The sequence below is a fragment of the Photobacterium satsumensis genome, from assembly GCF_050336935.1.
Lineage (GTDB): Bacteria > Pseudomonadota > Gammaproteobacteria > Enterobacterales > Vibrionaceae > Photobacterium > Photobacterium satsumensis.
Genome location: NZ_JAKJSK010000016.1, coordinates 37,358 through 60,139, shown reverse-complemented (window position 1 = coordinate 60,139; position 22,782 = coordinate 37,358). Strand labels below are relative to the sequence as shown.

Annotated in this window: 16 protein-coding genes and 1 riboswitch; of the genes, 11 read left to right on the top strand and 5 right to left on the bottom strand. The window is 53.3% G+C overall.

From position 1 onward, the window contains the following. Positions 1 to 72: 72 nt before the first annotated feature. The 3 genes from L4D79_RS25665 to L4D79_RS25655 are packed head-to-tail and all read right to left on the bottom strand — an operon-like array spanning position 73 to position 5,167. A complete protein-coding gene (locus L4D79_RS25665) occupies positions 73 to 3,183 on the bottom strand; it encodes an efflux RND transporter permease subunit (RefSeq protein WP_428655812.1) in 3,111 nt (1,036 codons plus the stop codon). Next, positions 3,180 to 4,526, bottom strand: coding sequence for an efflux RND transporter periplasmic adaptor subunit (locus L4D79_RS25660; RefSeq protein ID WP_428655810.1), 1,347 nt, complete (start codon positions 4,524 to 4,526; stop codon positions 3,180 to 3,182). The genes L4D79_RS25665 and L4D79_RS25660 overlap by 4 nt, the downstream gene beginning before the upstream one ends. Next, the gene (locus L4D79_RS25655) at positions 4,520 to 5,167 is read right to left on the bottom strand and encodes a TetR/AcrR family transcriptional regulator (protein WP_428655808.1); all 648 of its coding nucleotides are present in this window, start codon (positions 5,165 to 5,167) and stop codon (positions 4,520 to 4,522) included. Before L4D79_RS25655 ends, L4D79_RS25660 begins: the two co-directional genes overlap by 7 nt. Before the next feature lie 593 nt (positions 5,168 to 5,760). Between L4D79_RS25655 and leuA the strand changes: the two genes are divergently transcribed. From leuA to thiQ, 8 genes are all read left to right on the top strand, one after another. Then, a complete protein-coding gene (leuA, locus tag L4D79_RS25650; RefSeq protein WP_428655806.1) occupies positions 5,761 to 7,311 on the top strand; it encodes a 2-isopropylmalate synthase in 1,551 nt (516 codons plus the stop codon). 2 nt (positions 7,312 to 7,313) lie between these two features. Then, positions 7,314 to 8,402, top strand: a complete 1,089-nt coding sequence (gene leuB, locus L4D79_RS25645) for a 3-isopropylmalate dehydrogenase (RefSeq protein ID WP_428655804.1) — start codon at positions 7,314 to 7,316, stop codon at positions 8,400 to 8,402. A gap of 23 nt (positions 8,403 to 8,425) precedes the next feature. Next, positions 8,426 to 9,859: a 3-isopropylmalate dehydratase large subunit gene (gene leuC / locus L4D79_RS25640; protein WP_428655802.1), complete on the top strand. Its 1,434-nt coding sequence runs from the start codon at positions 8,426 to 8,428 to the stop codon at positions 9,857 to 9,859. A gap of 16 nt (positions 9,860 to 9,875) precedes the next feature. After that, positions 9,876 to 10,478 carry a 3-isopropylmalate dehydratase small subunit gene (leuD, locus tag L4D79_RS25635; protein WP_428655799.1) on the top strand — a complete coding sequence of 201 codons (603 nt, stop codon included), beginning with the start codon at positions 9,876 to 9,878 and terminating at the stop codon, positions 10,476 to 10,478. Positions 10,479 to 10,632: 154 nt separating this feature from the next. Further along, a complete protein-coding gene (locus L4D79_RS25630) occupies positions 10,633 to 11,415 on the top strand; it encodes a DUF547 domain-containing protein (RefSeq protein WP_428655797.1) in 783 nt (260 codons plus the stop codon). A gap of 120 nt (positions 11,416 to 11,535) precedes the next feature. Further along, a riboswitch (TPP riboswitch) is annotated at positions 11,536 to 11,656 on the top strand. Positions 11,657 to 11,767: 111 nt separating this feature from the next. After that, entirely contained in the window at positions 11,768 to 12,748 is a 981-nt protein-coding gene (gene thiB / locus L4D79_RS25625) for a thiamine ABC transporter substrate binding subunit (RefSeq protein ID WP_428655795.1), read from the top strand. A gap of 37 nt (positions 12,749 to 12,785) precedes the next feature. Then, on the top strand, positions 12,786 to 14,357 hold the full coding sequence (gene thiP / locus L4D79_RS25620; protein WP_428655939.1) for a thiamine/thiamine pyrophosphate ABC transporter permease ThiP: 1,572 nt from the start codon (positions 12,786 to 12,788) through the stop codon (positions 14,355 to 14,357). After that, positions 14,351 to 15,070, top strand: a complete 720-nt coding sequence (thiQ, locus tag L4D79_RS25615) for a thiamine ABC transporter ATP-binding protein (protein ID WP_428655793.1) — start codon at positions 14,351 to 14,353, stop codon at positions 15,068 to 15,070. The genes thiP and thiQ overlap by 7 nt, the downstream gene beginning before the upstream one ends. Before the next feature lie 84 nt (positions 15,071 to 15,154). Here thiQ and L4D79_RS25610 read toward each other — a convergent pair whose 3' ends face one another. Next, complete coding sequence (locus tag L4D79_RS25610) at positions 15,155 to 16,531, bottom strand: PhoH family protein (RefSeq protein WP_428655791.1); 1,377 nt, start codon at positions 16,529 to 16,531, stop codon at positions 15,155 to 15,157. Between the two features lie 346 nt (positions 16,532 to 16,877). On the opposite strand from L4D79_RS25610, the gene rapA reads away from it, so the two are divergent. From rapA to L4D79_RS25595, 3 genes are all read left to right on the top strand, one after another. After that, a complete protein-coding gene (gene rapA / locus L4D79_RS25605) occupies positions 16,878 to 19,796 on the top strand; it encodes an RNA polymerase-associated protein RapA (RefSeq protein ID WP_428655789.1) in 2,919 nt (972 codons plus the stop codon). Positions 19,797 to 19,952: 156 nt separating this feature from the next. Further along, complete coding sequence (gene rluA, locus L4D79_RS25600) at positions 19,953 to 20,666, top strand: bifunctional tRNA pseudouridine(32) synthase/23S rRNA pseudouridine(746) synthase RluA (protein ID WP_428655787.1); 714 nt, start codon at positions 19,953 to 19,955, stop codon at positions 20,664 to 20,666. Between the two features lie 71 nt (positions 20,667 to 20,737). Next, the gene (locus L4D79_RS25595; protein WP_428655785.1) at positions 20,738 to 21,691 is read left to right on the top strand and encodes a D-2-hydroxyacid dehydrogenase; all 954 of its coding nucleotides are present in this window, start codon (positions 20,738 to 20,740) and stop codon (positions 21,689 to 21,691) included. A 74-nt stretch (positions 21,692 to 21,765) separates the two neighbouring features. On the opposite strand, the gene djlA is transcribed toward L4D79_RS25595, so the two are convergent. Continuing rightward, the gene (djlA, locus tag L4D79_RS25590) at positions 21,766 to 22,602 is read right to left on the bottom strand and encodes a co-chaperone DjlA (protein ID WP_428655782.1); all 837 of its coding nucleotides are present in this window, start codon (positions 22,600 to 22,602) and stop codon (positions 21,766 to 21,768) included. Between the last annotated feature and the right edge of the window lie 180 nt (positions 22,603 to 22,782).

The following is a 22,782-nucleotide window of genomic DNA, read 5'->3' as shown; positions in this document are numbered from 1 at the left end:
GACGCTTTAAAGGAGGGATAATGACAATCCTTGCGCAAAGGGTGCGGAAGGATTGCCATAGGGTAGCGACAATTATACAGAGGCTAAATTTTCGTGCCGGTGTACCAGCTTGAAGTCTGACAAGATCACGTATGCTGCCGGGATCATAAACAACACCAACAGAGTCGAGGTGAAAATACCGAATACAATCGAGATCACCAGCGGCTTGATGACCTGTGCCTGCAAGCTGGTTTCCAGCATCAACGGCAACAAACCGGCAGCGGTCGTCAGCGATGTGAGGAAAACAGCCCTGAAACGTTCGCGGCTCGCCTGTACCACCGCTTTTTCGATGTCATCACCATCATCGAGGTGATGACGGATATACTGCACCAGCAAGATGGAATCATTGACCACCACCCCGGCCAGCGACACAAAGCCCATCATACTCGGCATGCTCAGCGGGTGCCCCAGCAGCAAGTGGCCCCAGAACACTCCGATCAAAGCTAGTGGTATCGCCAACAGGACAACGAAGGGTTCGAGGTAACTGCGGAACTGGAAGCTTAGGATCACAAATACCCCGAATATCCCCAGCATAAATCCTATCGCCATCGACTGGCCGGTTTCCGCGGTATCCTTGGCCGCCCCTTCGAAATCAAAACGAAGCCCCGGATACTGCTGCTGCAACTTAGGCATCAGCTGGGTTCTGAACTGGTTCAACACCTCGCCGGAGCTGATCACACTCTCCTGCAGGTCGCCATAGACGCTGAGCGTTCGCAAGCCGTTAATGCGCTGAATACGCACATAATTACGCTGATGCTCGAGGATGGCCACCGATGCCAAAGGGATCTGGCTACCATCGGACAAAATGATCGGGAAACTTGAGAGGGTCTGTAGATCCGCCGCCCGCTCTTTGTTGAACATCACCTCGATTTCAATGTTCTCGGGCCCGATCTGAATTTCATCGGCAGTCTGGCCGAAATACGCCGACCGAAGCTGTGAGGCAATCAGCTGGCCATCGACCCCGAAAGATTCGGCGCCCGGACGAAGACGGATCAACACTTCCGGCTTACCCATCCGCATATCATCCAGCACACCCGATACCCCGGCAAATTCATTGAAGAACTGCTGAGTCTCGATAGAGGCCGCTTTAAGCATCGCCAAGTCATCATGCTGCATCCGCACTTCAATCGCTCGCCCACCCGGCCCCATCATTGGCTGCTTGTAAACTAGAGCCACCGGGGCGGCCAGTTCACCAACATCTTCACGCCAGGCATCGATAAACTCATCGATCAGGCTATTGCGGATCTCGGCACTGAGCAAATCAAGCCTAACCGTTGCCACATGCGGGCCGCTCTCGTCGGCATCGGCATTGAAGTTGAACTGCTCGGTAATGTTTTTGACCAGCGAGACACCGCCTTCGTTGCGCTCACTCCACAGTTCATTAAGGCGCTTTGCCGAGGCAACGATTTCATCGACGACGGCTTCGGTCTGGCCCAACGTCGATCCCGGCGGCAAAATGATCCGCGCTTCGGCAATGTCACCATCCAGTTCAGGAAAGCCAACAAACTTCAGGCCACCACCTGCCAGCAAGGCAAAGGACGCAAACAACAAGCCTATCACCCCGCCGACAAACAGGTAACGCCACTGCACTACCAGAGCCACCATTTTGACAAGACGCTCGTTACGGAAACGCTCAAAGCTGGCCAAGAAGCTCTGCTTCCATTTCGGTGGCAGCTTCTCCTGCTTTTGCCGGTGCAGTGAATGGCTGAGGTGGCTTGGCAAAATCAGGAAAGCCTCGATCAAACTGATCGTCAGTACCAAGATCAGTACCTGCGGAACCACCCGCAATACCGCACCCATTTCCCCCTCAAGAAAGATCAAGCTACCGAAAATACAGATTGTAGTGAGAAATGATGAGACGACCCCCGGCAGCACTTTCCTCACCCCGTTGTACACCGCATCTTGGATCTTCTGTCCGCGATCAAGGTGGGAGGCTATCGACTCGGAGATCACTATCGCATCATCCATCATGATCCCGATCGCCATCAACAGGCCAACCAGCGACATAATGTTGATGGACAAGGAGAAAGTGGCCATCAAATACATACTGCCAAGAAAAGCGACCGGTAAGCCGGCGGCGATCCAGAATGAATAGCGGAAAGAGAAGAACAACCACATCACCGCAAAGACCAGCACGACCCCCTGCCAACCATTTTTGACCATCATGGTCAGGCGATCCCACAATAGCGACGAGAGATCGTTAGTCAGCGTCAGGGTCACACCTGTTGGCGCCCGCAGATTTTCCGCCTCGACAAACGCCGCAACCCGCTCTTTGATCCGCAACGCATCATCAGCCTTGTTCTTGCTGATCCGCAGCATTGCCGACGGCACACCGTCAAACAACACCTTCTGCTCGTCAAGGGCGAAGCGGTCGGTAATGGTTGCGACATCTCCCAAGCGCAAGACGGCACCAAGGCTATCCGCCCCGACAACCGTCCGGGCAATGGTCTCCGGGGTAATTTTTTGTTCATCGAAGCGGATCAACAGATTACGGTCTGCCATCTCAATGTTACCGCTCGGCAGTTTGATATTCTGCCGGCTCAACTTGCTGGCAATATCACTGACGCTCAGGCCAAGCTGGCGTATCGCCACTTCATCGAGTTCGACCCTGAGCTGGTGATCGGAAAAGCCACTGACCTCGACCAGCGACACCCCATAATCAAGTTTGAGGATCCGTTTGAGTTGCTCGGCATAAGCCTTGAGGTGCGGCAGGCTAGTATCCGCTTTGATCGCCACATCGACCACCGGCTCGTTCCAGTCCAGCTCGCGGACTATCGGTGATTCAATTTCAGAGGGAAAATCATTGATCGCATTGATCTGGGTCTGCACATCCACCAGCATCCGCGATACCACGTCGCTGTTGGTGAGCTTGAGGATCAGCGATGCCGACCCCTCCACCGCTTCACAGCGGGTCTCGATGATATTGGCCAGACCGTCTACGGCATCTTCCATCCGCATACAGATACTCTCTTCCACTTCCTGTGGCGAGGCTCCCGGGTAGACCACCGAGGCAATAATATAAGGGGGCGCAAACTCCGGAAAGGTTTCACGCTTGATCTTGGGCAGGGACACCAACCCCAATATGATCAAGGCCAGCATCATCAGGTTGGCGGCGGTTGGGTGGCGGGAGAAATAACGGATCATGACGCCGGCTCCTGCTCTTGGTCTTGAACCTCTTTAACCGGGTAGCCATTCACGGTCACCACTTTCAACGCCATCCCTGCGACCGCAGGCAACAGATCATTGACCACCAACTGGGTACCCGACACCAGCTCACCGCTGATCGCCACTTGGCCATCACGGCGGAACAGTACTGTCACCGTCTGGATCGTCAAATTACTCTCACTGTCAACCAAGTACACTTTATTGCCATGCAAAGCCCGCTCAGGGATCACCCAATGGGGGTTGGGCTGACCCGATATCCGCGCTTCGACAAACATGCCATTGACCAAGGGCGGAGCGGTTTCCGGTGATAGCTGGCTGTAGTCCTGATCGACCTCAAGGATCACCCCGACGGTGGCCTGGTTGGCATTCACCGTATCACTGATCCGGGTGACTTTCGCCGGCCACTGCTGGATAAAACTGCCACTGGATAACTGGATACTGGCGCTGAGATCGAGCTGATCAGCCCGTGGCTTGCCATCGGCATGGGCGGTATACTGAGTCAGGCTGGCGGCCAGCACCTGCATATCATGCAGGGCGATTTGGGCGTCAATTTCCACCGTATCGATACCGTGCGCCACCACCATCACCTGCTGGGTATTCACCACCTGATCCTGCTCGATATCCACACTGGAGATCCGGGCATCGATCGGCAAGGTGATCACCGTTTTTTGCAAAGAGCGCTTGGCTTCGCTCACCTGCGACAAGTTCACTTCCAGCTGAGCCTGTGTGACCTTGCGTTCATTGGGTAATACGATGAGCTGGTTCTCAATTTCCTGGACCACTTTCTGGCTCGCCAACGTATTCTGCTGCTCCAGATCGACCGTCGATTGCGAGGTCAGTCCCTTGGTGCGAAGTTCCTGCTTGCGTGCCAGCTCTTTCTTGCTGATTGCCAACCGGTTTTTTTCTATCTTGAGGGTGGTTTTCAGGTTTTGCTCTTCCTGCACCAACTTGGCCAACTGTGCTTGGCTAGCACTGACATCGGCCTCGGCCTGTGCCAATCGCAACTCATAATCCAAGGGATCGATATTGAGCAAGATCGTACCCGCATCCAGTACCCGACCTTTGTTCAGATCAGGATGGCGGTATACCACCTTACCCGTCACTTCCGCGATGGCCTGCCACTCCACCTTCGGCGCCACCCGGCCAAAACCGGCCGCTTCTGGTGCCAGCTGTTGCTGCTCAAGGTTGATCACATCGACCCCCCGGGCACGCTCTATCGCCGGCTTTATATCCGGCGAAGGGCGCAAGTTAATCGCCAGTACCAATATCACCACGCCAGCTAGCACAGCAGGGAACAGGAGCAGTTTTCGATTCTTCAGCATGGTTTCGTTTCTTCCTTTGGCATCATCAATCCACGTACCAGCAAGTTGACATTGTGCTCGGCAAGTTCCGCTAAATACGTTTCATCCATTTCAATATTTTGCATCGTCAGCATTGAAGGTGGGATCAAAAAAGGAAATACCATCAAGCTGATAAAACTCATTCTGGCCTTATTCGGGCATACGTCAGCCCGCAACTCCCCCTGCGCCTGCAGTTGCTGGAACATAACGTCAATCGCCGGACGCGCCACTTCGTTAAAAATCTTTTCCATCGTTTGGCGCTGGAGATCGGCCGGCTCCATCATCATGGCGCGGGCAATCAACTTGGGCATATCGGGGTTAGGTGCCATGATCCGATAATAGGTACGCATCAAATCACCAATTGAGGCAAAATCCCCCTTGCTCAGGGCGATCTTCAACTGGGCATGAATAGGTTTCACGGTTTCCCTCAGCATGGCTTCATACAGACCGGCCTTGTTGGCAAAATAGTACCGGATCAACGCCACATTCACGTCGGCACGGTTGGCTATCATCCGCGTCGATACCTTGCTGTAAGGCAAGCTGACAAACAGCTTCCTCGCCTCGGCGATCAACCTCTCTCTGGCGTCAGACTCACCGACTGGACGCCCAGCTTTACCCACCATACAGCCTCTCCCGCCTTTGCAGTTTTGCCAACATTTCGCTTCTGCTTCACTCAATTAATCAGATGATTAATTTTAATTCCTCCCTTGCATACCGACAGGACAATAATTCCCCACAATTTAATCAATTGATTAATTTTACTATACGAGAAATTTCCTCACCTTGATGTGAACTCAACAAATAAATAACATTCCCATCATCACTATCCACCATGCCATCAGCCTCCCTCCCAGCCAAACAGGAACCGCCCCTCTGCATACAACTGGTCAGATTTGTTGTGGCAAACGTGGAATATCAATTGAATAACCATAAAAAGAAAATAAACATGCAATTAATGGTTGACGGTCCACCTGTCTATTTGGTATTCATTTGTTAACCAAGTTTGTGGATATATTTCAATTATGAAAATGCGTTTCTCATCTCTTCTCCTAAGCCTCCTCCTTATCGTGAATTAATCGCGCGGGTAGCTTATGAGTGGGAAACACCACTAAGAATTCTAAAAACCCGCGCAGTTAGCGCGGGTTTTTTCTTATACAGGCCAGCGCAAGCGGATGCAGACAATGCCAATACCGGCAGCCAATGAAAGGAAGTAGCAATGAAAGATCAGGTCATCATTTTCGATACCACGTTACGGGACGGTGAGCAGGCGCTATCCGCCAGCCTGACGGTGAAAGAAAAACTGCAGATCGCTTATGCCCTTGAACGCCTCGGGGTAGATGTCATCGAAGCTGGCTTCCCGATTTCATCTCCGGGTGACTTCGAATCAGTACAGACCATTGCCAAACACATCAAAAACAGCCGGGTCTGTGCCCTTTCCCGTGCGGTAGCGAAAGATATTGATGTTGCTGCTGAATCGCTAAAGGTTGCCGAAGCATTCCGTATCCATACCTTCATCTCGACTTCCACTGTCCATGTTCAGGACAAACTGCGCCGCAGCTACGATGACGTGATTGAAATGGGCGTGGCTGCCGTGAAGCGTGCCCGTAACTACACCGATGATGTCGAGTTCTCGTGTGAAGACGCAGGCCGAACTCCAATTGATAATCTATGCCGGATGGTGGAAGCAGCCATTAATGCCGGCGCTAACACCATCAATATTCCTGATACTGTCGGTTACACCCTACCGAGCGAATTTGGCGGCATCGTCAGCCAGCTGTTCGAGCGAGTCCCGAATATCGACAAGGCTATCATCTCGGTGCATTGCCACGATGATCTCGGCATGTCAGTGGCCAACTCAATGGCTGCAGTACAAGCTGGAGCTCGCCAGGTTGAGGGAACAATCAACGGGTTGGGTGAGCGGGCGGGTAACTGTTCGCTGGAAGAGATCGCCATGATCATCAAGACCCGCGCTGAGTTCCTGGGTGTCCATACCAACATCAAGCACGACGAAATCCACCGCACCAGCAAAATGGTCAGCCAGCTGTGTAACATGCCGGTACAAGCTAACAAGGCTATCGTCGGTGCCAATGCCTTCAGTCACTCGTCGGGTATCCATCAGGACGGCATGCTGAAGAACAAGAACACCTATGAGATCATGACTCCCGAGTCGATTGGCCTTAAGAACCAAGCGCTGAACCTAACGTCTCGCTCAGGCCGCGCCGCGGTGAAGAGCCACATGGATACACTGGGTTACACCGAAAACGAATACAACCTGGACGCTCTATACGCCGACTTCCTGAAGCTGGCCGACCGCAAAGGCCAAGTCTTCGATTACGACCTAGAAGCGCTGATGCATTTTGCCAACCTGCGTGAAGAAGATGACTTCTTCAAGCTGAACTACCTAAGCGTGCAGTCCGGTAGCGTAATGGCAACCACCAGCATCAAACTACAGTGTGGTGATGAGGAAAAATGCGAAGCCGCTGTCGGCAACGGTCCTGTCGATGCGCTATACCAGTGTATCTACCGCCTGACCGGTTATGAAATCGTGCTGGATAAGTTCGATCTTACCGCCAAGGGCGAAGGCGAAGATGGCCTGGGCCAAGCTGACATTATCGCCAACTACAAAGGCCGCAAGTACCACGGTACTGGCTTGGCCACCGACATTGTCGAAGCATCAGGACAAGCACTACTTCACGTGATCAACAGCATTCATCGCGCCGATCAAATTGCAGAAATTAAACAAAAATCCCAAATGGAGACAGTATAACCATGGCAGGTACATATAAAATTGCCGTTCTACCGGGTGACGGTATTGGCCCAGAAGTTATGCAGCAGGCCCACAAAGTATTGGCCGCTGTACAAGAGAAGTTCGGTTTCACCCTAGACTGCGAAGAGTATGATGTCGGTGGTATCGCCATCGACAACCATGGCTGTCCCCTTCCGGAAGCAACAATGAAGGGCTGTGAAGCCTCTGATGCGATTCTGTTTGGTTCGGTGGGCGGACCGAAATGGGAGCACCTGCCACCGAACGATCAGCCTGAGCGCGGCGCATTGCTGCCGTTGCGCAAGCACTTCCAGCTGTTCTGCAATCTGCGTCCGGCACAGATCCACAGTGGCCTTGAAGCCTTCTCGCCACTGCGTGCCGATATCTCCGAGCGCGGCTTCGACATTGTCGTAGTCCGTGAGCTAACCGGCGGTATCTACTTCGGCCAGCCGAAAGGCCGCGAAGGTGAAGGCCCGCAAGAGAAAGCTTACGATACCGAGATTTACCACCGCTACGAAATCGAACGCATTGCCCGTATTGCCTTTGAATCAGCCATGCTACGTAACAAAAACGTTTACTCCATCGATAAAGCCAACGTGCTGCAGAGCTCTATCCTGTGGCGTGAAGTGGTCGAGGAAATGGCCAAGGACTACCCGGAAGTCACGCTGAACCACATGTACATTGATAACGCGACCATGCAGCTGATCAAAGATCCGTCGCAGTTCGATGTCATGCTGTGTTCGAACATCTTCGGTGACATTATTTCGGATGAATGCGCAATGATCACCGGCTCTATGGGCATGCTGCCTTCTGCTAGCCTGAACCAGGATAAATTCGGTATGTACGAGCCAGCAGGCGGTTCGGCACCGGATATCGCAGGCAAGAACATTGCTAACCCGGTGGCACAAATCTTATCTGCAGCCCTAATGCTGCGCTACAGCTTGGGCGAAGAGCCAGCTGCACGCACTATCGAACAGGCCGTCTCACAAGCGCTGGAAGCCGGTGAGCTGACGGCAGATCTCGCGGGCAATAGTCCAGCACTGAGCACCAGCGAAATGGGCGACAAGATTGCCCAGTACATTCGCCAAGCCTAATCGCAGCAAGGAGCAAACGAGCAATGTCTACTACCAAAGCGCCTCAGACGCTATACGAAAAAATCTATGATGCCCATGTTGCGGTTGCCGCCGAAGGCGAAAACCCGATCCTGTACATCGACCGCCATCTGGTGCATGAAGTGACTTCACCGCAGGCCTTTGACGGTCTGCGTGAAAAAGGCCGCAAGGTACGCCAAATCGGCAAAACCTTCGCGACGATGGATCACAATGTCTCGACCCAGACCAAGGATATCAATGCCTCGGGCGAAATGGCTCGTATCCAGATGGAAACACTGGCCAAGAACTGCGAAGAGTTCGGTGTCACCTTGTACGATCTGAACCACAAATACCAAGGTATCGTCCATGTTATGGGCCCAGAGCTAGGTATCACCCTGCCGGGTATGACGATCGTATGTGGTGATTCGCACACCGCCACCCACGGTGCGTTCGGCTCACTAGCATTCGGGATCGGTACATCGGAAGTTGAACATGTACTGGCGACCCAGACCCTGAAGCAAGCCCGTGCCAAGACGATGAAAATCGAAGTCAAAGGCAAGGTTGCAGAAGGCATCACGGCAAAAGATATCGTACTGGCGATCATCGGCAAGACCACCGCAGCGGGGGGTACCGGCCATGTGGTTGAGTTCTGCGGTGAAGCCATCACCGACCTGACCATGGAAGGCCGCATGACGGTCTGTAACATGGCTATCGAGCTCGGTGCCAAAGCTGGCCTTATTGCCCCTGACCAAACCACATTCGACTACATCAAAGATCGTAAATTCTCGCCAGCTGGCGGCGATCTAGAAGCAGCTATCGAATATTGGAAGACCCTGAAAACCGACGCCGACGCCCAGTTCGATACCATCGTTACCCTTGAAGCCAAAGACATCAAACCACAGGTCACGTGGGGCACCAACCCTGGCCAGGTGATTGCTGTCGACCAGCTAATCCCGGGTCCTGCAGACTTTACCGATCCGGTTGAGCAAGCGTCAGCTGAAAAGGCGTTGGCTTACATGGGCTTGGAAGCGGGTAAGAAACTGTCTGATTTTGCTATCGATAAAGTCTTCATTGGCTCTTGTACTAACTCGCGTATCGAAGACATGCGTGCAGCAGCAGCTATCGCCAAAGGGCGCAAGGTTGCCGCCAACGTACAAGCACTGGTTGTTCCGGGCTCTGAGCAAGTTAAAGCACAAGCCGAAAAAGAAGGGCTGGATAAAATCTTCATCGAGGCCGGTTTTGAGTGGCGCCTACCGGGCTGTTCTATGTGTCTTGCCATGAACAACGATCGCCTAGGCCCGGGTGAGCGCTGCGCATCAACCAGTAACCGCAACTTCGAAGGCCGTCAGGGCCGCGACGGTCGTACCCACCTAGTCAGCCCTGCTATGGCGGCTGCGGCAGCTTGTGCGGGCCACTTTGTTGATATCCGCGAACTAGACAACGTTGCAGTGACGGCTTAAGAGAAGGAACGAAACAATGACAGGATTTAAACAACATACCGGATTGGTCGTTCCATTGGATGCAGCCAACGTCGATACCGATGCCATTATCCCTAAGCAGTTTTTGCAAAAGGTCACCCGTACCGGTTTCGGCAAGCACCTGTTCCATGACTGGCGCTTCCTTGACGATGCCGGCGAGCAGCCAAACCCAGAATTCATCATGAATGCCCCGCGCTACCAAGGCGCCAGCATCTTGCTGGCTCGTGAAAACTTCGGTTGTGGCTCGTCCCGCGAGCACGCACCATGGGCACTGGCCGATTACGGTATTCAGGTGATGATTGCGCCAAGTTTTGCCGATATCTTCTACGGCAACTCCATCAACAACCAGATGGTGCCGGTTCGCCTGACCGAGCAGGAAGTCGATGAAATCTTCCAGTACGTCGAAGCGAATGAAGGTGCTGAAGTCACCGTTGATCTGGAAGCGATGCAGGTGACTGCCAACGGCAAGCAGTACGGGTTTGAAATCGACGAGTTCCGTCGTCACTGCCTGCTAAACGGCCTTGATAATATCGGCCTGACCTTGCAGCACGAAGACAAAATTGCCGAGTACGAAAATAAGATCCCTGCTTTCTTGGCGTAACGTCATTACTGTTTTTGCTAAATACAGATAACATTAACGCCCCAGTTCACTATGACTGGGGCGTTTTTCTGTCTTTTATGCAATAAACCGAGCCACCAGCAGGTCGTCTAAGCTAAACCCTGTCGTCTCTTGGGACCAAGATTAAGGATGTTCTATGCGCTTTTTTGTCAGCCTGTTGTTTCTCTTGCTATCGGCCAGTACTTTTGCGGCCCCCAAGGCCGATCTCTGGCCCTATTGGCAGCAATACGCCACCAGCGACTCACAAACCGTTGATCACAGCCGCTGGCAACGGGTGCTCGATAAATACCTTGTTGTCCAGCCCAACCAAACCTTATTCCGCTACGGCCGGGTGACTGACAGTGACAAATACGAGCTGGACCGCTACCTGCGCGATCTCACCAAGCGAGATCCGCACCAACTGAGCCGCAACGAGCAATTTGCCTACTGGGTTAACCTCTATAACGCCCAAACGGTCAAGCTGATCCTCGATAGCTACCCCGTCTCTTCCATCACCAAACTGGGCGGTTTCTTCAGTTTTGGCCCATGGGATGAGCAAGTACTAACTATCAATGGCAAGACGCTCTCCCTCAATGATATCGAGCACCGCATATTGCGCCCGATCTGGCAGGACCCGCGTATCCACTATGTGGTCAACTGCGCCAGCCTAGGCTGCCCAGATCTCCAGCCAGAAGCATTCACTGCCACCAATAACGAGCGTCTGCTGGAGAAATCTGCCACCCGCTTTATCAACAGCGGTAAAGGTGTCAACCCGAAAAGCGGCAAAACCACACTTTCTTCGATTTATGACTGGTATGGCAGTGACTTTGGTAACCAATCCCAACTACAAAAGCACATCAACCAGTACCGGCACGGAAAGCCAATCACCCTCAATAACGTCAGTTATGATTACAACTGGTCACTTAATGACGCTCAGTAGTCAAACCCACTCTCTGGAGCCAACGAACACACCTGGCGGCACGCCGCCAATCCGATATCAGGATTAGCATAAAAGAGCGTTGCTGCTGGCAACCCGTACCTTGGCACATTACAATAACAGGCGTTCTCATTGGGGAGCGCCGCTTGCCTTGGTCATACTGCAAGCCGCTGAGATTGCTCCGGCAAAACCCACAGAACCTGATCCAGTTAATGCTGGCGTAGGAATTGAGTTCGATACGGTATGCCTTGTTATCCCGCCGGGCAGGCATGATGCCAGCCTTCTACTCAACCCTGTGCCGCTCTCATACGATTATTTTTCCTCTTGCCGGACGCAAGAGTATCAGGAGCGCATAGTGAAAAAATTACTTCCCCTTCTAACCTTGGCTGCCGCTCCGGCATTGGCCGCGGACAATACCCTTACGGTTTACACCTACAGCTCATTCGCCTCTGACTGGGGACCGGGGCCGGCGATCGAAAAAGCCTTTGAGGCACAGTGCGAGTGTAATTTGGAATTTGTCGCCCTGGATGACGGGGTGTCGATCCTCAACCGTGTCCGCCTTGAAGGCAAACGCACCAAAGCCGATGTATTGCTTGGCCTTGATAACAACCTGATTGCCGAAGCCAAGAAAACAGGGCTGCTGGCTGAACACCAAGTTGATACTAGCGAACTAGCCCTACCAAACGGATGGAATGACACCACCTTTGTTCCCTATGATTACGGCTACTTCGCCTTTGTCTATGACAGCAGCAAACTGGCGAACCCGCCCAAGAGTTTGGATGAGCTGGTCAACCGTGATGATTTAAGCATCATCTACCAAGATCCACGCACCTCGACCCCGGGCCAGGGCCTGATGCTGTGGATGAAATCGATATATGGCGATAAAGCCGCTGACGCTTGGCAGCAACTGGCACAGAAAACAGTCACGGTCACCAAAGGCTGGTCTGAAGCCTATAGCATGTTCCTCAAGGGCGAGTCCGATATGGTGCTCTCCTACACCACCTCTCCGGCCTATCACCTAATTGCCGAGCAGGATGACAAATACAAAGCCGCCGATTTCAGTGAGGGGCATTACATGCAGGTGGAAGTCGCCGCCAAGCTGAAAAGCAGCCCCAACCAAGCGCTGGCCGATCAGTTCCTGGCCTTTATCCTGACGCCAGAGTTCCAATCCGTGATCCCGACGGGTAACTGGATGTACCCGGTGACGAGTGTCGCACAGCCCGCTGAATTCAAAGCGCTAACCCTACCCGCTAAGGCGTTGGAGTTTTCAGCCCAAGACGTTGCGAAGCAGCGCAGAAGCTGGGTACGCGAGTGGCAACAAGCACTGACCAAGTAGCAGGCACTCACTTTTGAACACACGTACCACCCAACTGATGCCCGGTCTCATGACTGCCGGGCTCATTCTCTTTCTCGTGATCGGAGCCCTTGGCGCCTTGATCAATGAGGCCAGTGATCTCGATATTGCCTCGCTATGGCATGATCCGTATCTGCGGCATATTACCGGTTTCTCCTTCACTCAAGCCCTGCTCTCGACACTGCTGAGTACCCTGCCGGCGATTCCCGTTGCCTATGCCCTGTCGCGCCGGCAATTCCCCGGCAAAGCTCTACTGATGCGGATCTTTGCCATGACCTTGGTACTGCCGGTATTGGTCGCGGTCTTCGGCCTGTTGGCGATATACGGCAACAATGGGTTACTGGCTAGTGTCTTGGCTCAGCTCGGGTGGCAGAAGAGCTTCTCGCTCTATGGCCTGCAAGGGATCTTGCTGGCACATGTTTTTCTCAACCTGCCACTGGCGACTCGGTTATTTGTCCAAAGCCTGGAAGGGATCCCGTTTGAACAGCACCAGCTGGCCACCCATCTGGGCATGTCCAGTTGGCAAACCTTCCGTTTTGTCGCTTGGCCTAGGCTGCGCCAGCAGCTACCCCATGCTATCGGTCTGGTGTTCATGCTGTGCTTTACCAGTTTTGCCGTCATTATGGCGCTGGGTGGCGGCCCCAAGGCCACCACCATTGAGCTGGCTATTTACCAAGCCCTGCGCTATGACTTCGATTTGGCCGGCGGCGCTATACTGGCCCTGTGGCAAATGCTGCTGTGCTGCAGTTTGGTATTGCTGAGCCAACGTTTTGCCAAGCCCTTGGCAACATCAAACCAATCTGTCGCCAACCCGCGCCAGAGCCAATTCGACAGCCTGGCCAGCCGTTGCTGGGATGGATGCTGGATTGGTTTGGCCCTGCTGTTGGTATTGCCCCCGCTGTTGTCCGTGGTCCTTGCCGGGCTTAATAGCCAGACCCTCGACTCCCTGCGTAGCCCTGGTCTCTGGCAGGCGGTGCAACACTCACTGCAAATCGCCAGTATTGCCAGCGTGCTGGCTCTGATTGGAGGAACGGCCATTCTTCTAACCAGCCGGCAATGGCGGCTCCACCACCGCCGCTGGCAGGCTGACGGCCTGGATCTGATCGGCACCATTATCCTAGTTACGCCGGGGCTGGTATTAAGTACCGGGATTTTCCTGTTGCTGCGCCAGTTTACCGATGCCTTTGCCGCCGCATTTTGGGTTGTCATTGCCGTCAATGCCCTGATGGCACTGCCGTATGTGCTCAAGACCCTCAGCCAGCCAATGCTCCACGTTGCCCAGCAGTATGAACCACTGTGCCAGAGCTTGGGCATGAGTGGGCTGTCACGGCTAAAACTGGTGGAATGGCGAGCCTTGAAAAAGCCGTTTGCCCAATCGCTGGCGATTGGTTTTGTGTTATCTCTCGGCGATTTGGGCGCGATTGCCTTGTTCGGTAGCCAGGACTTCCAAACCCTGCCACTCTATCTATTCCAGCTACTCGGCAGTTATCAAATGGATGCGGCCGCCGTGGCGGCACTGCTCCTGCTCACCCTTAGCCTTGGTCTCTTCTCCTTGGTTGAAAAACTGATCATCCGGACTCCATCATGTTAACTTTGCAGCGCTTACAACATTGCTTCCACCATCCCAAGCAATCAGGCCAGTCCACCCAGCTCTGTTTCGACCTCAAAGTGGAAACCGGTGATATTGTTGCCTTGCTGGGCCCTAGCGGCGCAGGCAAAAGTACATTGCTTGCTATGGTGGCCGGTTTTCTTGCCCCTGATAGCGGTACGCTCACAGTCAACGACCACCCCATCGCCCAGTTGCATCCGGCCAAACGCCCACTCTCTATCTTGTTCCAAGAGCATAATTTGTTTCCCCACCTGAGCGTCTATGAAAATATTGGCCTCGGGTTGAGCCCAGCGCTCAAGCTGAGCAACGAACAAAAAGAAGAAATCGTGGTCGCGGCAGCGAAGGTGGGATTACAAGGCTACCTCGACCGCTTGCCGGAGCAGTTGTCCGGCGGTCAGCGCCAGCGGGTCGCTTTAGCACGCTGCCTGATCCGCCAGCGCCCATTACTGTTGCTCGACGAACCCTTCTCAGCGCTGGATCCAGCATTGCGCAAAGAAATGCTGGAACTGGTTAGAAAACTGGCCCGGGAGCAGGGCACGACCGTACTGATGGTTACCCACAGCCCAGAGGATGCACTGAAGATTGCCGACAAGTGCGCCTTTATCTATCAAGGAAAGGTGAAAGTGTTTGGCCCGAGCCAGGATGTCTTGGCGACGCCCAGTGATCCGGCCCTTACGCAATACCTCGGCCATTAGACCCCAGGCAAAAAACGGCCAGAAATGAAAAAGCGAGCCAAACGGCTCGCTTTTCTATTGGGTGAATGACCGGACCTGCAATCGCTACAGGTTCTCCTCGGCAAACTCAGCCAAGCGGCTGCGGACAACGCCATTGAGATAGATGTTGGCACTGCCTTCGAAATTCTTGAAACGCTCGACAATATAGGTCAAGCCCGACGTAACAGGAGAAAGGTAACTGGAGTCAATTTGGGCTAAGTTACCTGAACAAACCAATTTGGTGCCTTCCCCACAGCGGGTGATGATGGTTTTGATCTGTGAGGCGGTGAGATTCTGACACTCGTCCAGGAGTACAAAGGCATTCTGGATTGAGCGTCCCCGCATAAAGTTAATCGATTTAAATTGAATATTGGCCTTATCGAAGATGTACTTCATTGAACCGTCAGTACACACATCGTTTTTGTGCAAGGCCTCCATGGTATCGGTGACAGCGGCAAGCCAAGGCATCATTTTCTCTTCCTCGGTACCCGGCAGGAAACCGATAGACTCGGCAATTTCAGGGGTATTTCGGGTCACGATGATCTTGTCGTACATCCCTTTTTCAATCACCTGCTCCAGTGCAGCAGCCATGGCCAAGATGGTTTTACCACACCCGGCAGGGCCAGTCAGGATCACCAAATCAATCTTCGGATCCATCAAGGCATCAAATGCCATCCCCTGATAGATATTTTTCGGGTGGATTCCCCACGCCTGCCGGCTAAGCAAGCGCTCGTGGCCGATATCTTTCAGGGTCAGGGTTCCCGCGTCGATAGACTGGACCCGACCGGCAAAATCACTGTCCTCATCAATTAAGTACTGGTTGATAAACGGTGCTTCGAACAACTCCGACGGTAGGGTATGCACCGTCGAGCGGCCCTTATTCTCCGAATAACATTCACCGACCCGCTCCCAGAAGTTACCGCTGAACTGGTGGAACCCCTTGGTCAGCATCTTGACGTCATCAATCAGCTGATCGGTACGGTAGTCATCGACAAAATATACCCCGGCGCCTTTGGCACGCAGCCGCATATTGATGTCTTTGGTGATCAGTACCACTTCGCGTGGGTCGTAATGGGCCTGGAGAAACAGCACACCATTAAGAATACGGTTGTCCCCTGCTTTGTCGGCAAAGGCGTGGACCGTTTCGGTGACTTCGTAATCGGCAAAAATCGAGACCTTGCCAAGTCCGCCACCTTGGGGGCTAAGAGGGATCCCCTCGGCAATTTGCTCGGGAGTTGCGTCATGGAAGATATCTTCCAGGGCTCGAATGGCAACACGGGCATCACGGGACACATCCCGCTTACTGTCCTTGATGCGATCAAGCTCTTCAAGCACGGTCATCGGGATAACAACGTCATGCTCTTTGAAGGAATAAACTGCGAGGGGCTCATGAAGCAGAATATTGGTGTCTAGAACGAAAACTTTCCTACCAGCTTCATCCATAGGTACCTCCTTGGTAACAAAACGGTGGGTTTTCCACCAGAGTTTTCCTGTGCCCGTAAAAACGGGTTGTTACTATTAAAGACTGGAGATAATTAAATAAATGTGACAGTTACAGTTTGGTACTTTCTTATCACAATGACCGTGACCTTGCTCACGGGTTGCAGTAACATTACTCCCCTTTTTTACCGGTGCGGATTCTGGCTTACACTTATATACCAATACCCACTGCCAACAGCAGCTGATGGATACCATCGAGTACGGTATTACTTTGAGTGTAGTTCATAAATGCTGGCGCATCGGCTTCGCATTTTCCTTTATTTCAAATAATTAGAAGGTTTTAACCACTATGCCATTTGCTTTGGGTCAACGTTGGATCAGTGATACTGAAAGTGATCTGGGTCTAGGTACCGTCGTGGCTGCCGATGCCAGAACTGTGACTCTGATGTTCTCTGCCAGTGAAGAGAACCGCCTTTATGCTCGCAATGATGCACCTGTGACCCGTGTAATGTTCAATGTCGGTGATGTGGTTGAAAGCCATGACGGCTGGTCGCTCAACGTCGAGCAGGTCGATGAGACCGGCGGCGTCTTTACCTACATCGGTACCCGTACCGATACCGGCGAAGAAAACGTTGCCCTGCGTGAGATTTTCCTCAGCAACCAAATCCGCTTCAACAAGCCGCAGGACAAACTGTTCGCCGGCCAGATTGACCGTATGGATCGCTTCGCGTTGCGCTACCGCGCCCTAAAAAACCAATATGAGCAGCACAAAAGCCCACTACGTGGCCTTTGCGGCATGCGCGCCGGTTTGATCCCCCACCAGCTGTACATTGCCCATGAAGTGGGTCGTCGTTATGCCCCTCGTGTCTTGCTTGCTGACGAAGTGGGGCTGGGTAAAACTATCGAGGCCGGGATGATCATCCACCAGCAGGTACTGTCTGGCCGTGCCGAACGTATCCTCATCTTGGTGCCAGAGACGCTGCAGCACCAATGGCTGGTCGAAATGATGCGCCGCTTCAACCTGCATTTCTCGATTTTCGATGAAGATCGCTGTGTCGAAGCCTTTGCCGATTCCGCCAACCCATTCGATACTGCCCAGTACGTACTGTGCTCGCTGGACTTCCTGCGCAAGAGCCGCCGCCGCTTCGAACAAGCGCTGGATGCCGACTGGGATCTGCTGGTTGTCGATGAAGCCCATCACCTTGAGTGGAGCGAAGACAAACCGAGCCGTCAGTATCAGGTGGTAGAAGCACTAGCCGAAAAAACAGCGGGTGTATTGCTATTGACAGCAACCCCGGAGCAATTGGGCCATGAAAGCCACTTTGCCCGCCTGCGCCTGCTCGATCCTGACCGCTTCTACGACTATGAAGCTTTTGTCGAAGAAGAGCGCCAGTATGCACCGGTTGCCGATGCGGTGTCGCGACTGCTATCAGGCGAAAAACTGGACAACGAAGCCAAGAACACCTTGGTTGAACTGCTACCAGAGCAAGATATCGAGCCGATGCTTCGTATTATCGAAGCCGGTGATGCCGACGCAGAGCAACAACAAACCGTTCGCCATGAGCTGATCGACAACCTCATGGACCGCCACGGTACCGGTCGCGTGCTGTTCCGTAACACCCGTGCTGCTATCAAAGGCTTCCCGCAGCGCCACCTCAACATGTACCCGCTGGACTTGCCAACGCAATACCAGACAGCAATGCGTGTTGCCGCAATGATGGGTGGCAAGATGAGTGTCGAGCAAAAGGCGTTCAAGCTGCTGTACCCAGAAGATATCTATCAGGAGTTCGAAGGCGACTCGGCAACGTGGTGGCACTTCGATCCGCGCGTTAACTGGCTACTGGACATGCTTAAAGCCAACCGCCAGGAAAAAGTGCTGGTGATTTGCTCCCGTGCCCAAACCGCCCTGATCCTCGAGCAGGCACTGCGTGAACGCGAAGGGATCCGTGCCACCGTGTTCCACGAAGGCATGTCGATCATCGAGCGCGACAAGGCTGCCGCCTACTTCGCCCAAGAAGAAGATGGTGCGCAGGTACTGCTATGTTCTGAAATTGGCTCGGAAGGACGCAACTTCCAGTTTGCCAATCAGTTGGTGATGTTCGATCTGCCGAATAACCCTGATCTGCTTGAGCAACGTATCGGCCGCCTTGACCGCATTGGTCAAAAACGCGATATCGAGATCCATGTTCCGCACCTGCAAGGCACCTCGCAAGCCCTACTGGCCCGCTGGTACAACGAAGGCCTGAATGCCTTTGAAGAAACCTGTCCAACCGGCCGCGCCATCTATGATGCCTTCAGTGGCGATCTGCTTGAGCTGCTGGCCAGCGACAAACCCGATAGCAGCCTGTTGGATGCGCTGGTAGAAAAAAGTGCGGCGATGCATCTGGAGCTAAAAGGCAAGCTGGAACAAGGCCGTGACCGCCTACTGGAAATTCACTCCAACGGCGGTAATGACGCCCAGAAGCTGGTTGAAGAGATCAGCAGCAAAGATGGCGACACCAACTTGGTCAACTTTGCCCTCGGTCTATTCGACACTATCGGCCTGAATCAGGACGACAAAGGCGAAAACGCCATTGTCGTCACGCCTTCTGAACACATGATGGTCGCGAGCTATCCTGGCCTACCTTACGATGGCTGTACCATCACCTTTGAACGTGACACCGCCCTGTCGCGCGAAGATTTGCACTTCATCAGCTGGGAACACCCGATGATCCAAGGCGGTATCGACCTGCTGCTATCGGAAGGTGTCGGTACCACAGCAGTATCACTGTTGAAGAACAAGGCACTGCCAGCCGGTACCCTGCTGCTCGAATTGGTGTATGTTGTCGATGCGCAGGCACCGAAACAGTCTGGTATCGGCCGCTTCCTGCCGAAGACACCGATCCGTATCCTGCTCGATGCCAAAGGAAACAACTTATCGGCCAAAGTTGAGTTTGAAGGCTTCAACCGCCAGCTCAGCCCGGTTAACCGCCACCTTGGCAGCAAGCTGGTCAACTCGGTCCAAAAAGATATCCATACCCTGATCGAAAGCGCCGAGCAGGTGGTTGCCAGCGAGCTGGTCACTATCCGTGAATCTGCCCAGGCAGAGATGGAAGCGACACTGCGTGCCGAGCTGGATCGTCTTCAGGCCCTCAAAGCGGTGAACCCGAACATCCGTGATGACGAGCTGGAATTGATTGAAACCCAAATCCAAGAGCTCACAGGCTATATTACCAAAGCGCAAATCCAGCTGGATTCACTGCGCTTGATCGTCGTTAGCCACGGTTAATCCGCAAAGAGACCAGTCCCAAAGCCGCCTGCACAGGCGGCTTTTTTACATCCATAAATTGGGGTGAGAGCATTGCCTTCTTTGCGATTGTTGATATTATCGCCGCCTTCCAATATTACGGACCGTTTACCGGCCTTTTTAGCAGACCTAGCCCCCATGAGCACACTGCCCGAAATTGACTACAACCCACCCAAAACCCCTTGGTTGGATATCCTGTATCAGGACGACGATATTATTGCGGTAAACAAGCCTTCGGGCATGCTATCGAACCCCGGCCGCGATCCTGCCTTTTATGACAGTATCTATACCCGGGTGCAGGCTGGTTTTGCTGATTCGCACCTCATCCACCGTCTCGATATGGCCACCTCCGGTGTGATTGTCCTCGCGCTGAACAAAGCCGCCGAACGGAATATCAAAATCCAGTTCCAGGACCGCCGTACCGAAAAAGTGTATTACGCCCGTGCATTTGGCAGCATCGAGCAAGATAGCGGCACTATCGACTTACCGCTGATCTGTGACTGGCCGAACCGGCCAAAACAGAAGGTGTGCTTTGACGATGGCAAACCGTCGGTGACCCACTATCAGGTGCTCGAACGTAGCAATGACACCAGCTTGGTGCGCCTGCGCCCGATCACTGGCCGCTCACACCAACTGCGGGTTCACTTGCTCGCCTTGGGCCACCCTATCCTTGGTGATGGTTTTTATGCCGATCAGGACGCCAAAGCAATGGCCCCCCGCCTGCAGCTGCACGCCGCAGAGCTGAGTTTCTTCCACCCGCGTAGCGGTGAGCCAATGCATCTGTTTGCGCCATGTGAACTCTTTACCGAAGCACCGCAAAAGACCCTACCGGATCACTATTCCAAACCATAGGGCTTGAGTTGGCCGTCAAGGATAGTGTGTACTGAATTCATTATCCTTGACCCTTGAGCCTCGTTTTCGCCATGGAACAGATTGTTTTTCTCGACCGGAATACCATTCCGGCCCACATCGCCTTGCCATCCCCAGTCTTTGAGCACCAGTGGACACAACACCCAGCCACACGTCCCGATCAGGTTATTGAGCGCCTTGCTGATGCGACTATTGCCATCACCAACAAAGTCGTTCTGGATGCCGCTATTTTGGCCCAGCTCCCCAAACTCAAGATGATCGCCATTGCCGCCACCGGTACCAACAATGTCGACCTTGCTTATTGCCACGAGCACGGCATCACCGTGTGCAATATTCGTGGCTACGCCGTCGACTCAGTGCCTGAGCACGCCATTGCCATGATGTTCGCCCTGCGCCGCAATCTGCTGGGCTACCACCGGGATATCCAGCAAGGGGTATGGCAGGAGAAAAACCAGTTTTGTTTTTTCACCCATCCAATCAAAGATATTCGCGGGGCTACGCTGGGACTTATCGGCAGTGGAGGGCTCGGGCAAGCCATGGCAACGCTCGGACAAGCACTGGGCATGAACGTCATCTTTGCCGAGAGAAAGGAAGCACAAAGTTGCCGAGAGGGATATCAGCCTTTCCATGAGGTATTGGCACAAGCCGATGTGCTCAGCCTACACTGCCCGCTCAATAGCGAGACGCTCAACCTTATCGGCCATGATGAACTAAAGGCAATGAAGAGCAGCGCGGTTTTGCTCAATACCGGCCGTGGCGGATTGGTTGACGAGCAAGCCTTGGTTGATGCCTTGCTTACAGGAAGCATCGCGGGGGCCGGTTGCGATGTGTTTACCGAGGAGCCGGCTGACAATAGCAATCCGTTGATCGCCAACAGCCACTTACCGAACCTGCTGCTGACCCCGCATGTTGCCTGGGGATCGGATAGTGCGATTCAGACTTTGGCCAACCAACTTATCGACAACCTCAATGCGTTTTATGCCGGCACGCCGCAGAATCAGGTTTGAGGGTAAGCTCCCAGCCCTAGATAGCAAAAAGGCGAGATCGATGATCTCGCCTTCTAAGTTCTCGGGCCTAGAGTTTACTTAAACCCCTTCTCCTTGCGGATAAGATCATAGGCAGCCTGTAGCTCCTGGGTTTTCTGTTTGGCCAGCTCCATCATCTCCGGCGGTAGGCCTTTGGCAGCCAACTTATCCGGATGGTGCTCATTCATTTGTTTGCGGTATGCCCGCTTGAGCTCCTGGGAGGTGGCGGTATCTTTCACGCCAAGCACTTCATAGGCATCAGCAAGCTGATCCTTGGTCGGCGCTTGTTGGAAGCCACCCTGTTGCTGGTTGAAGCCACCTTGCTGGAAACGAAACGCCGCTTCTTGCATGTGCAGACGTTGCTCTAGCTGACGTTCAGAAAAGCCCAATGAGCGTGCAATAACATGTAACAGCTGGCGTTCACTCGGGTGCAAACTGCCATCAGCAAACGCAGCCTGAATTTGCAATTCAAGGAAGAACTGCAGTAAATCGGCCCGCCCCGCACAACCTACGCGTACTTTGCCAAGTATTTCTTGTAACGGGAAACCGTCCTCTTTGCCATCACGAAAGGCATTCTGAGCTTGACGGCGCGATTCGCCATGAAGCCCCATCCTGTCCATAATAGCGCTGGCAACTCGGATTTCATCCTCGGTCACTCGTCCCTTGGCTTTCGCCACATGCCCCATAACGGCAAAGCCGGCATGGAAAAATTCGGCTTGACGCTCAGCGCTAGATGCCTGATTTCCGCCAAATCCCGCAAAACTTCGCCTTCTGTAAACTATTGATCGCGCTTTATCGAACTTATGGCCCAAAAAGAGACCTAACAACAGACCAAACGGCCCGCCAAGGAGGAAGCCAAAAAATGCCCCAAGTATTTTGCCCCAAACCTGCATTCGCTACTCTCTGGTAATTTGCTAAATTTAGAAATAATTCTCATGCATTACACCCGATAGCAAAAGCCAAAAAATGAGCCAAAAGATGCCGTCGGATAGAATTTGCATTATCATAGCTGGCATTTACTGGGAAAGCTTGTCAAAACCCAGTTAACAATAACAAATGCGCTAAAAACTTTA

Excerpts from the sequence above, each read along its gene's own strand:
- L4D79_RS25665 (WP_428655812.1), bottom strand. The coding sequence starts at position 3,183 with ATGATCCGTTATTTCTCCCGCCACCCAACCGCCGCCAACCTGATGATG.
- L4D79_RS25660 (WP_428655810.1), bottom strand. The coding sequence starts at position 4,526 with ATGCTGAAGAATCGAAAACTGCTCCTGTTCCCTGCTGTGCTAGCTGGC.
- L4D79_RS25655 (WP_428655808.1), bottom strand. The coding sequence starts at position 5,167 with ATGGTGGGTAAAGCTGGGCGTCCAGTCGGTGAGTCTGACGCCAGAGAG.
- leuA (WP_428655806.1), top strand. The coding sequence starts at position 5,761 with ATGAAAGATCAGGTCATCATTTTCGATACCACGTTACGGGACGGTGAG.
- leuB (WP_428655804.1), top strand. The coding sequence starts at position 7,314 with ATGGCAGGTACATATAAAATTGCCGTTCTACCGGGTGACGGTATTGGC.
- leuC (WP_428655802.1), top strand. The coding sequence starts at position 8,426 with ATGTCTACTACCAAAGCGCCTCAGACGCTATACGAAAAAATCTATGAT.
- leuD (WP_428655799.1), top strand. The coding sequence starts at position 9,876 with ATGACAGGATTTAAACAACATACCGGATTGGTCGTTCCATTGGATGCA.
- L4D79_RS25630 (WP_428655797.1), top strand. The coding sequence starts at position 10,633 with ATGCGCTTTTTTGTCAGCCTGTTGTTTCTCTTGCTATCGGCCAGTACT.
- thiP (WP_428655939.1), top strand. The coding sequence starts at position 12,786 with ATGCCCGGTCTCATGACTGCCGGGCTCATTCTCTTTCTCGTGATCGGA.
- thiQ (WP_428655793.1), top strand. The coding sequence starts at position 14,351 with ATGTTAACTTTGCAGCGCTTACAACATTGCTTCCACCATCCCAAGCAA.
- L4D79_RS25610 (WP_428655791.1), bottom strand. The coding sequence starts at position 16,531 with ATGGATGAAGCTGGTAGGAAAGTTTTCGTTCTAGACACCAATATTCTG.
- rapA (WP_428655789.1), top strand. The coding sequence starts at position 16,878 with ATGCCATTTGCTTTGGGTCAACGTTGGATCAGTGATACTGAAAGTGAT.
- rluA (WP_428655787.1), top strand. The coding sequence starts at position 19,953 with ATGAGCACACTGCCCGAAATTGACTACAACCCACCCAAAACCCCTTGG.
- L4D79_RS25595 (WP_428655785.1), top strand. The coding sequence starts at position 20,738 with ATGGAACAGATTGTTTTTCTCGACCGGAATACCATTCCGGCCCACATC.
- djlA (WP_428655782.1), bottom strand. The coding sequence starts at position 22,602 with ATGCAGGTTTGGGGCAAAATACTTGGGGCATTTTTTGGCTTCCTCCTT.